The sequence below is a fragment of the uncultured Dubosiella sp. genome (assembly GCF_964018005.1).
Classification (GTDB): domain Bacteria; phylum Bacillota_I; class Bacilli_A; order Erysipelotrichales; family Erysipelotrichaceae; genus Dubosiella; species Dubosiella muris.
On sequence record NZ_CAXHOA010000034.1, the window covers coordinates 1 to 10,832 of the forward strand.

Annotated in this window: 9 protein-coding genes and 1 pseudogene; all 10 read left to right on the forward strand. The window is 55.5% G+C overall.

The features are described from left to right. Window positions 1-406, forward strand: a pseudogene (locus ABNS49_RS13355) (hypothetical protein); the annotation flags it as partial. Between the two features lie 213 nt (window positions 407-619). After that, a complete protein-coding gene (locus tag ABNS49_RS13360) occupies window positions 620-1,195 on the forward strand; it encodes a hypothetical protein (protein ID WP_135981275.1) in 576 nt (191 codons plus the stop codon). A gap of 52 nt (window positions 1,196-1,247) precedes the next feature. After that, on the forward strand, window positions 1,248-2,147 hold the full coding sequence (locus ABNS49_RS13365) for an aspartate carbamoyltransferase catalytic subunit (protein ID WP_135981276.1): 900 nt from the start codon (window positions 1,248-1,250) through the stop codon (window positions 2,145-2,147). A gap of 2 nt (window positions 2,148-2,149) precedes the next feature. Further along, a complete protein-coding gene (locus ABNS49_RS13370; RefSeq protein WP_135981277.1) occupies window positions 2,150-3,436 on the forward strand; it encodes a dihydroorotase in 1,287 nt (428 codons plus the stop codon). Further along, window positions 3,433-4,515, forward strand: a complete 1,083-nt coding sequence (gene carA / locus ABNS49_RS13375) for a glutamine-hydrolyzing carbamoyl-phosphate synthase small subunit (RefSeq protein ID WP_135981278.1) — start codon at window positions 3,433-3,435, stop codon at window positions 4,513-4,515. The genes ABNS49_RS13370 and carA overlap by 4 nt, the downstream gene beginning before the upstream one ends. After that, complete coding sequence (gene carB, locus ABNS49_RS13380; protein WP_135981279.1) at window positions 4,508-7,714, forward strand: carbamoyl-phosphate synthase large subunit; 3,207 nt, start codon at window positions 4,508-4,510, stop codon at window positions 7,712-7,714. Before carA ends, carB begins: the two co-directional genes overlap by 8 nt. Window positions 7,715-7,716: 2 nt before the next feature. Continuing rightward, complete coding sequence (locus ABNS49_RS13385) at window positions 7,717-8,445, forward strand: dihydroorotate dehydrogenase electron transfer subunit (protein WP_135981280.1); 729 nt, start codon at window positions 7,717-7,719, stop codon at window positions 8,443-8,445. After that, entirely contained in the window at window positions 8,445-9,359 is a 915-nt protein-coding gene (locus ABNS49_RS13390) for a dihydroorotate dehydrogenase (RefSeq protein WP_135981283.1), read from the forward strand. Before ABNS49_RS13385 ends, ABNS49_RS13390 begins: the two co-directional genes overlap by 1 nt. Next, window positions 9,352-10,050 carry an orotidine-5'-phosphate decarboxylase gene (gene pyrF, locus ABNS49_RS13395; protein ID WP_135981281.1) on the forward strand — a complete coding sequence of 233 codons (699 nt, stop codon included), beginning with the start codon at window positions 9,352-9,354 and terminating at the stop codon, window positions 10,048-10,050. Before ABNS49_RS13390 ends, pyrF begins: the two co-directional genes overlap by 8 nt. Before the next feature lie 2 nt (window positions 10,051-10,052). Beyond that, the gene (pyrE, locus tag ABNS49_RS13400; protein WP_135981282.1) at window positions 10,053-10,709 is read left to right on the forward strand and encodes an orotate phosphoribosyltransferase; all 657 of its coding nucleotides are present in this window, start codon (window positions 10,053-10,055) and stop codon (window positions 10,707-10,709) included. Window positions 10,710-10,832 lie beyond the last annotated feature (123 nt).

Sequence of the window (10,832 nt, forward strand, 5' to 3'; positions counted from 1 at the left end):
CACAGGTGGTAACAGTAATCAAGGTTCACAAAAACCAAACACACCAAGCCATACGCACAACTGGGTACAGCAATATAAGACCGTTCACCATCCAGAAAAAGGACACAATGAACAGTATGTTGTAAAGGAAGCATGGACAGAGAGTGTGCCAATTTATGAAGAAGTTGCATTAACAATTTGTAATACTTGTGGAGCCGATATTACTGGAAAAGTAAATCCTCATATTGAAGCCCATATGTTAAATGGAGAAAATGGTTCTTATAGAACAGAATGGAAGACTATTCAAACTGGAACCAATACCATCAATCATCCGGCGGAATACGGAACACGTTATGTGGTCGATCAAGCAGCTTATGATGAACAGGTTCCGGCTGGATTCAAATGTTCTTGTGGAGCAACTAAGTAATAAAAATATAAGGAAAAAAATTTAGTCCTTTGCTTTCCGCGCAGAACAACCGTTATTTTGATCAACGCCTCCTTTGTCTAAACAGAGGAGGTGTTTTTACGAAGGAAAAGTGTACAAGTTACAGAAATCCTCTCTAAAAAAGAGAGGACAGGGTATTTGAAAAATCACTAAATCCGATAAAAATATAGCTTGGTATTGTGCTAAAATAAACCCATGAAAAGAAAAGGAATCATGATCTGCGGCTTGAACGGAGCCGGAAAAAGCACATTAGGGAAAGAAATCGCCTGCCGATGGAACGCGGAGTGGATCGATAACGAGCAGCTGTATTTTTCAAACGAAGGCGAATACGGCACGTTTTGCTCCAGCCAAACCGCCTGGCACCGGCTGTATGCCCGACTCGACGATCGGGCGCAAGCGAATACGCCATTTATTTATTGTTGTGTGAACAACGAGGATGACGACCTGCTCTCCTATCTGGACGGCATCGTGTATTTGTCGATCGGCAAGGAGGACTCGCAGGCCCGCATTCGCGAACGCTCCAAACGGCAGTTTGGCACCCGGCTTGCCGAAGACAAGGCGCTGCAGGAAAGAGAAGAGGCGTTTTTTGAAAGCGTGCGGCGCAAGGACACGGGCAAAATCGAACGATGGGTCGAAAATCTGGAACGGCAAGGCGTCCCGGTATTGCGGCTGGACGCGATGGCGTCCATCGAAGCCAACGCGAACCAAATCGAACGGTGGATCGCGATGATCAAAAAAAACAGGGTGGAAACGCAAGACATTGTGTGTTAAAATAGGACAGATCAAAAAGGGAAGATCCTTTTTACAGGGAGGATTTTATTTTATGAATAAACATTCGTTGCTATCCATACAAGATCTCAGTATTCACGACATCATGGAAATTTTACATGATGCACGAGTTTTTAATATTTCTCAACAAGATTGGCATTTGCCAATGCATAACGCATTGGTTGCTAATCTTTTTTTTGAGCCTTCGACACGAACGCACTACTCGTTCGAGAGCGCCGAATACCAGCTTGGCTGCTCCGTCGCCGACTTCAACTCCGCCTCGTCCAGCGTGACCAAAGGCGAGTCGCTGTACGACACCGTCAAGACGTTCGAGGCCATCGGCTACAAAGTGCTCGTCATCCGCCATCCGCAAGACGAGTACTTCAAAGAGCTCGAAGACATCGCGATCCCGATCCTGAACGCCGGCGATGGAAAAGGCAACCATCCAACTCAGTGCCTGCTCGACCTGTACACGATGTACGATGAGTTCGGCACGTTTGAAGGACTCAACGTCCTCATCTGCGGCGACATCGCCCACTCCCGCGTCGCGGCCTCCAACAAGGACGCGCTCGAGCGCCTGGGCGCCAACGTCCGCTTCGCCGGGCCAAAAGAATGGGAGCGGGAAGGCTATCCAACCATCGACATGGACGAAGGCGTGCGCTGGGCCGACGTCGTCATGATGCTACGCATCCAGAAAGAGCGTGGCGCCAGTCTGGCCGGCATCAGCGACGAGGACTACTTACACACATACGGCCTCGACCATCGCCGCTATGCAATGATGAAGGAAAACGCCATCATCATGCATCCCGCGCCCGTCAACCGCGGCGTGGAAATCGCCGACGATCTTGTCGAATGCGAAAAAAGCCGCATTTTCAAGCAAATGGAAAACGGAGTGCTCGTCCGCAAAGCCGTCATCAAACGCGCGTTCGGCTACTCCGCCTTCAAGGAGGATTGAATATGAAGAAAACGCTCATCCAAAACGCGCAGGCGCTCGTCAGCGGCCAGCTGCGCGACGTCGACGTGCTCTTTGACACGCGTATTCGAAAAATCGTGCCAAGAGGAACCCACATCGACGAGGACGCCACCATCGTCGATGGCACCGGCAAAGTGCTGCTGCCCGGTCTGGTCGACGTGCACGTCCATCTTCGCGAACCCGGACACACCGAAAAGGAAACGATCGCGACCGGTACGAAAGCCGCGGCCGCCGGCGGGTTCACGACGATCTTCGCCATGCCCAACGTCCTTCCGTTTCCAAGCACGAAGGAAGTCATGAAAGACTATTTGGCCCTGATTGACAAAGAAGCCGTCGTACACGTGCATCCGTACGGCACCATTACTATCAACGAAGCCGGAAAGGACATCGTCGACTACGCCAGCCTGAAGGAACTGGGCATCGAGTGGTTTTCTGACGACGGCGTCGGCGTCGCCCGTGACGATGTCATGAAAAAAGCGATGACCAGCGCGAAAGAAAACGACGTCCTGTTCGCCTGCCATACCGAGGACATGCGCTACCGCAAGCCGGGCGCCAGCGTCCACGAATCCGAATACGCGAAACAAAACGGATGGCTCGGCATTCCGTCGGACTGCGAATTCGCGCAGCTCGCCCGCGACCTCGACCTCGTACGGGATATCGGCAACCGCTACCACGCCTGCCACATCAGCGCCAAGGAAAGCGTCGAACGGCTCGCCCAAGCCAAACGAAACGGCTGCGACGTGTCGGGCGAAGTGACCGCCCACCATCTGCTGCTCGAAGACAAGGATGTGCAAGGCACGAACTGGAAGATGAACCCGCCGCTGCGCGCCCACGAGGACCGCATGGCCCTCATCGAAGGGCTCGAGCAAGGCAAGCTCGACTTTATCGCCAACGACCACGCCCCGCACAGCGTGGCCGACAAGGAAAAACCAATGGACAAGGCGCCGTTTGGCATCGTTTCTCTGGAAACGAGCTTCGCGCTGCTGTACACGGAATTTGTACACAAGCAAAAACGCTGGACGCTGCCGCAGCTCGTCGACTGGATGTCGACGACCCCGGCAAGGCGGTTCGGCCTGGAAGACATCGGCCACATCCGCATCGGCGCGCCCGCCGATTTGATTTTGGTCGATTTGGAAAACGAATACACGATCGAAGCGGATTGTTTTGAATCCATGGGGAAAAACACCCCGTTTGATCACGTGAAAGTGCACGCGCAAGTGTGCGAGACATTTGTGGACGGAAAGAGCGTCTGGAAAGGAAAAACAGCATGAAAGAAAGATACCTCGTATTGGAAGATGGAAGCGTCTACCGCGGAAAAGCGTTCGGAAGCGACGAGTTCAAAATCGGCGAACTCGTGTTCAACACGTCGATGACCGGCTATCAGGAAATATTGACCGATAACTCGTATTGCGGCCAAATCGTCATGATGACGTACCCGCTCATCGGCAACTACGGCATTAACCGAGACGACTACGAAAGCATCGTGCCCGCCGTTTTCGGTTTTGTCGTCAAAGACTATTGCGACGCGCCAAGCAACTGGCGCAGCCAGGAAACGCTCGACTCGTTTTTGAAACGCGAGAACATCCCCGGCATTTACGGCGTCGACACTAGAGCCATCACCCGCAAGCTGCGCGACCACGGCGTCATGAAAGCGACGTTCGCCAACCCGGGCGACGACATCGACGCCATCGTGAAATCGCTCAAGGAAGCCGACGATTTGCACGACCAGGTTTCCCGCGTCGCTAGCGGCAAGATCTTCCCGATCCCGAATCGCGGCAAAAAAGTCGTCCTCATGGACTTTGGTGCCAAACTCGGCATCGTCCGCGAGCTATCCAAACGCGGATGCGATCTCGTCGTCGTGCCTTACGACACCCCTGCCAGCAAGATCCTGTCGTACCATCCAGACGGCGTCATGCTCACCAACGGCCCGGGCAATCCGGAAGATGTGCCGGAAGCCATCGAGACGCTCAAAGAGCTCATGCCAAAAACCGTCGTGTTCGGCATCTGCCTTGGACATCAGCTCATTTCGCTCGCGTCCGGGGCTAAAACATACAAATTGAAATTCGGCCACCGCGGCGGCAACCATCCGGTCGTCGATCTGTCGACCGGGCAAGTCGAGATCACGTCGCAAAACCACGGCTACGCCGTCGACATCGACTCGCTCAAAGACACGCGGCTGGAAATGACGTATCAGGCGCTCAATGACAAAAGCTGCGAAGGCGTGCGCCATAAAGACTATCCATGCTTCTCGGTGCAGTTCCACCCGGAAGCGAGCGCCGGACCGGAAGACAGCCGGGATTTGTTTGATGAATTCATCGCATTGATGGACAAGGAGGGAAAACATGCCTAAACGGACAGACATTCATAAAATACTCGTCATTGGATCAGGACCTATCGTCATCGGCCAGGCGGCCGAGTTCGACTACGCCGGCAGCCAGGCGTGCCAGTCGCTGCGCGAGGAAGGCTACGAAGTCATTTTGATCAACTCCAACCCCGCGACGATCATGACCGACTCGACCATCGCGGACCGCGTGTACATCGAGCCGATCACGCTCGATTTCGCCAAACGCGTCATTTATAAAGAAAGACCCGACGCGATTTTAGGCTCTCTGGGCGGTCAGACCGGATTGAACCTCGTCGTCGAGCTGCACGAGGACGGTATTCTGGACGAGTATGGCGTCGAGATCCTGGGAACCGACTTGCACGCCATCAACCGGGCGGAAGACCGCGAGCTGTTCCGGGCCTTGATGCAGGATATCGAGGAGCCGGTACCGGAAAGCACGATCGTGCACACGGTGGAGGAAGCGGTCGATTTCTGCAAAGGCCTGGGCTATCCGGTCGTCGTGCGTCCGGCGTACACGTTGGGCGGAACGGGCGGCGGCTTCGCCGACGATGAAAAAGAGCTGCGCGAAATTTGCGAGGCTGGCTTGAAAATCTCGCCGGTCCACCAGTGCCTTATCGAGCAAAGCATCGCCGGCTACAAGGAAATCGAGTACGAGGTCATGCGGGACGCCAACAACAACGCCATCGTTGTGTGCAACATGGAAAACATTGACCCGGTCGGCATCCATACGGGCGACAGCATCGTCGTGGCGCCGGTCCAGACGCTCACCGACCAGGAAAACCAGATGCTGCGCAGCGCCTCGCTCAAAATCATCCGGGCGCTCAAGATTTGCGGCGGCTGTAACGTGCAGCTCGCCCTCGATCCAAACAGCTTCAAATACTATGTCATCGAGGTCAACCCGCGCGTGTCCCGCTCTTCGGCGCTCGCGTCCAAGGCGACCGGCTATCCGATCGCGAAGATCTCGGCCAAGCTCGCCGTCGGGCTGACGCTTGACGAGATTCTCAACCCGATCACGAAGACGAGCTACGCCTGCTTCGAGCCGGCTATCGACTATGTCGTGACAAAATTCGCCCGCTTCCCGTTTGACAAGTTCCCGAACGCCGACCGGCATCTGGGAACCCAAATGAAAGCGACCGGCGAAGTCATGTCCATCGGCCGCACGTTCGAGGAGTCTTTGCTCAAGGCGGTCCGCTCGCTGGAAATGAAAGTGGATCATCTGGAAAAGGAAGAGTTCAAATCCATGAGCAAGGAGGAGTTGCTCGAGGAAATCAAGCGCTGCGACGACATGCGCATCTTCGCCATCACGCAATGGATCCGCGACGGCTACGACTTGGAGACAATCCACGACGTGACGAAAATGGATATGTTCTTCCTGTCGCATTTGAAGCGCATCGTCGAATTTGAAACCGAGCTGAGAGAGCACGTCGAGGACGTCGCCGTTTTGGCGCAAGCCAAGGAATACGGCTTCTCCGACAGCTATATCGGCAAGCTGTGGGGCATGAGCGCGAAAGAGATCTACGATTTGCGCAAAGCCAACGGCATTATCCCGGTTTACAAAATGGTCGACACGTGCGCGGGCGAGTTCACGAGCGCCACGCCGTATTTCTACTCGACGTACGAGCAGGAAAACGAGTCGATCTGCTCCGACAAAAAGAAAATCGTCGTGCTCGGTTCGGGACCGATCCGCATCGGCCAGGGCGTCGAGTTCGACTACGCGACTGTGCATTGCGTGGAAACGTTGCGCAATGAAGGCTACGAGGCCATTATCATCAACAACAACCCGGAAACGGTTTCGACCGACTTCTCGATTTCCGACAAGCTGTATTTCGAACCGCTGACGACCGAGGACGTCATGCACGTCATCGAGCTTGAAAAGCCGCTGGGCGTCATCGTGCAGTTTGGCGGGCAGACCGCCATCAACCTGGCGGACTCCCTCGTGGAGCACGGCGTCAAGATCCTGGGCACGAGCCTGGAGGACATCGACCGGGCCGAAGACCGCCACGAGTTCGAGGCGATGCTGCGCAAGCTGGGCATTCCGCAGCCAAAGGGCGAAACCGCGACGACGGTGGAGGAGGCGCTCGTCATCGCCAACAAGATCGGCTATCCGGTACTTGTGCGGCCAAGCTACGTGTTAGGCGGCCGGGCGATGGAAATCGTCCACAACGACGACGATTTGCGCGTGTACATGGCGACGGCCGTGCAGGAAATCAGCCACGACGCGCCAATCCTGGTCGACAAGTACATCGTCGGCAAAGAGCTGGAAATCGACGCGATCGCCGATGGAAACGACGTGTACATCCCGGGTGTCATGGAGCATATCGAACGGGCGGGCGTCCATTCGGGCGACTCGATCTCGGTATATCCGACGCAGACGATTTCGCAAAAGGTGAAAGACACGATCATCGAATACGGCATTCGCATCGGCAAGGGATTCCATTTCATCGGTTTGTACAACATCCAGTTCATCGTGGACCGCGACGAGCAGGTGTACGTGCTGGAAGTCAATCCGCGCTCGTCCCGCACGGTTCCGTTCCTGTCGAAAATCACCGGGGTGCCGATGTCGACGATCGCGACTAAGGCGATTTTGGGCGAGTCGTTGAAGGAGCAAGGCTTCGTGCCGGGCTACCACGGCGACGATCCGGAACGCGTGTTCGTCAAGGCGCCGGTGTTCTCCTTCGCCAAACTGCGTGGCGTGGACACGGTGCTCGGGCCGGAAATGAAGTCGACGGGCGAGGCGCTGGGCAGCGACATCAATTTGGAAAAGGCGCTGTACAAGGCGCTGGTGGCCAGCGGCATCCAGGTGGCGACGCACGGCAACGTGCTGCTTACGATCGCCGACGAGGACAAGGAGGACGCTTTGGAGCTGGCGAAACGGTTCGCGAACATCGGCTATGGTATTTACGCGACGGAAGGCACGGCGAAGTTCCTCGAAAACCATGGCTTGTACATTCACCACGCGTCGAAAATCGAGGAAGGCAAGGACAACAGCGTCGTGGACATCATTCGCGACGGTCAGGTCAAGCTCGTCATTAACACGATGTCGACGAAAAACCGCAACAGCCGCGCCGACGGCTTCCTCATCCGCCGGGTGTCGGCGGAAAACAGCATTTCCTGCATGACGAGTCTGGACACGGCGTACACGCTGCTGAAAGTGCTTGAGTCGCTGAGCTTCTCGATGGTTTCCATGAACGAGATGGGGAAATAAGGATGAAGCAGGAAAACGCGAAAATCTTAGACAATACGAAAATCGCGAACGACGTATACAAAATGACGCTGGAAACGACGCTGGGACAGCACAGCCGGCCGGGACAATTCGTGGAAATCGAAGTCCCGGGCTATTTCCTGCGCCGGCCGATCTCGATTTCCGAAATCACGGACAACGGCCTGGTCATCGTGTACAAAGTCGTGGGCGATGGAACGAAGGCGATGGCCAACATGGAAGCGGGCGAAGCGCTCGATTTGTTCGGCCCGTGCGGCAACGGCTTTCCAAAAGCCGAAGGCGACAGCCTGCTGCTCATTGGCGGTGGCGTGGGCGTGCCGCCGTTGCTAGAAGTCGCCAAACAAAACAAGGACAAGGCGCTGACGGTCGTGCTCGGCTTCAATACGAAAGACGATGTCTTTTACGAAGCGGCGTTTCAGCAGCTAGGCGCCAATGTGTATGTGGCGACGATGGATGGCTCGTATGGCGTGCGTGGAACGGTCGTGGACGCGATCGAGCAGAAACACATCGAAAACCCGTTTATGATGGCGTGCGGCCCGCTGCCGATGCTCAAGGCGCTGGACGCCCGCTACGAACACGGTTACTTGTCGCTGGAGGCGCGCATGGCGTGCGGCATTGGTGCGTGTATGGGATGCGTGGTCGAAATGCGGGACGGCTCGATGAAACGGGTGTGCAAGGACGGGCCGGTCTTTGAAGTAAGGAGGGTCAAGCTATGATGGATTTGCGGGTGGAACTGCCGGGACTTCATTTGAAAAACCCGATCATTCCGGCGAGCGGCTGTTTTGGCTTTGGCCGGGAATACGCCGAATTGTACGACTTGTCGCTTCTTGGCGGCATCGCGATCAAATCGGCGACGCCAAAGGAGCGGCTTGGCAATCCGACGCCGCGCATCGCGGAAACCCCGATGGGGATGCTAAACGCGATTGGTCTGCAAAACAAGGGCGTGGACGCCATCATCGAGCACGAGCTGCCATTTTTGGCCCAATACGACGTGGAGATCATGGCTAACGTCGCGGGAGCGACCGAGGAAGACTACGTCGAGGTCATTAAAAAGCTCAACGATCAGCCGGTCGTGAAGGCGTACGAGCTCAACATTTCGTGCCCGAACGTCAAGCACGGGGGCATCGGACTCGGAACGGATCCTGCGTTGGCGGCCCATGTCACAAAAATGGCGAAAGCGGCGGCGACAAAGCCGGTGTATGTGAAGCTGTCCCCCAACGTGACGAACATCGTGGACATCGCGAAGGCGGTCGAACAAGCGGGGGCCGACGGGCTGGTGCTCATCAACACGCTGATGGGCATGCGGATCGACTTGAAGAGCGGCAAGCCGCTGTTGGCGAACAAGACGGGCGGCCTTTCGGGGCCGGCCATCAAACCGGTCGCCATCCGGATGGTGTACCAGGTGGCGCAGGCGGTGGACATCCCAATCATTGGCGTTGGGGGCATCACGTGCGCCGAAGATGTCTTGGAGTTTTTGCTGGCGGGGGCAAGCGCAGTCGAAGTGGGCGCGCAAAACTTTGTCGACCCGTTCGTGTGCGTGAAAATCATTGAAGAGCTGCCAAAGGTACTGGCGAAATACGGATATACGAGCATCCAGGATGCGGTAGGAAGGAGTTTTAAGCATGAGTAAGACGATCGTGGCGCTTGATTTTTCAAGCAAAGAGGAAGTCGTTGATTTTTTGAAGCAGTTTACCGAGCCGGTTTACGTGAAGATCGGCATGGAGCTGACGTACGCGTGTGGTTTGGAAATCGTGGAAACCGTCAAAAAGATGGGCCATCATATTTTCCTTGATTTGAAGCTGCACGACATTCCCAACACCGTCAAGGGCGGGATGAAAAACCTCGCCCGTCTTGGCGTGGACATGACGAACGTGCATTGTGGCGGCGGGATCGCGATGATGAAGGCGGCGGTCGAAGGGCTGAAAGAAGGCGCGCAAGGCGGCGAAAGACCGCTTTGTATCGGTGTGACGCAGCTGACGTCGACGTCGCAGGAAGCGATGAACGAGGAGCTCGGGATCGAAGGCTCGGTTATCGACTGCGTGCTTCACTACGCGCAAAACGCCAAAGCGGCTGGCCTGGATGGCGTCGTGTGCTCGGTGCACGAGGCGAAAAAGATCCACGAAGTGTGTGGCGACGACTTTTTAACGGTGACGCCGGGCATTCGGCTGGCTTCGGATTCGGTGGACGACCAGAAACGGGTCGCGACACCACAGCTGGCCAAAGAAGAAGGCTGCGACTATATCGTTGTGGGCCGCTCGATCACGAAAGCCAACGATCCGAAAGCGACGTACGAGCAAATCGAAGCGATCATGGAGGGGTAGACATGGAAGCGTATAAAAAAGAGTTTGTCGACTTTATGCTGGAGAGTGGCGTGCTTAAATTTGGTGACTTCACATTGAAGTCGGGGCGCAAATCGCCGTTCTTTATGAACGCGGGCGGCTATGTGACGGGTTCGCAGCTGAAAAAGCTGGGCGAGTTTTACGCCAAAGCCATCCACGACCGGTACGGGGACGATTTTGACGTGCTGTTTGGACCGGCGTACAAGGGTATTCCGCTGGCGGTGACGACGGCGATGGCATTCAGCGAGCTGTATGGCAAGGAAGTGCGCTATTGCTCGAATCGCAAAGAGGAAAAAGACCATGGCGCGGACAAGGGAAGCTTTTTAGGAACGAAGCTGAAAGACGGTGACCGGGTCGTCATGATCGAGGATGTGACGACGTCGGGCAAGTCGATGGAGGAAACTGTGCCGAAAGTCAAAGGCGCGGCGGATGTGACGATCGTTGGGCTGATGGTGTCGCTGGACCGCCACGAAAGAGGAAAAGGCGACGAAACGGCGTTGAAGGAAGTGTCGAAACTGTATGGCTTTCCGACGGCGGCGATCGTTTCGATGCCGGAGGTCATCGGCTACCTGGATCTGGATCCGGAATTGAAAGGACGTATCGACGCGTATTACGAGCAGTATGGTCCAAAAGAAGAGTAACGAAGCAAGGCGGGAGCATTCTCGCCTCTTTTTTGTGCCCCCCAAACTGTCATCTAAATTTCTTTAAAAAAGATATAAAAAGCAGTTGACAGTTGATAGGGAGTGCGGTATGATAAGTGAGCG

Excerpts from the sequence above, each read along its gene's own strand:
- ABNS49_RS13360 (WP_135981275.1), top strand. The coding sequence starts at position 620 with ATGAAAAGAAAAGGAATCATGATCTGCGGCTTGAACGGAGCCGGAAAA.
- ABNS49_RS13365 (WP_135981276.1), top strand. The coding sequence starts at position 1,248 with ATGAATAAACATTCGTTGCTATCCATACAAGATCTCAGTATTCACGAC.
- ABNS49_RS13370 (WP_135981277.1), top strand. The coding sequence starts at position 2,150 with ATGAAGAAAACGCTCATCCAAAACGCGCAGGCGCTCGTCAGCGGCCAG.
- carA (WP_135981278.1), top strand. The coding sequence starts at position 3,433 with ATGAAAGAAAGATACCTCGTATTGGAAGATGGAAGCGTCTACCGCGGA.
- carB (WP_135981279.1), top strand. The coding sequence starts at position 4,508 with ATGCCTAAACGGACAGACATTCATAAAATACTCGTCATTGGATCAGGA.
- ABNS49_RS13385 (WP_135981280.1), top strand. The coding sequence starts at position 7,717 with ATGAAGCAGGAAAACGCGAAAATCTTAGACAATACGAAAATCGCGAAC.
- ABNS49_RS13390 (WP_135981283.1), top strand. The coding sequence starts at position 8,445 with ATGGATTTGCGGGTGGAACTGCCGGGACTTCATTTGAAAAACCCGATC.
- pyrF (WP_135981281.1), top strand. The coding sequence starts at position 9,352 with ATGAGTAAGACGATCGTGGCGCTTGATTTTTCAAGCAAAGAGGAAGTC.
- pyrE (WP_135981282.1), top strand. The coding sequence starts at position 10,053 with ATGGAAGCGTATAAAAAAGAGTTTGTCGACTTTATGCTGGAGAGTGGC.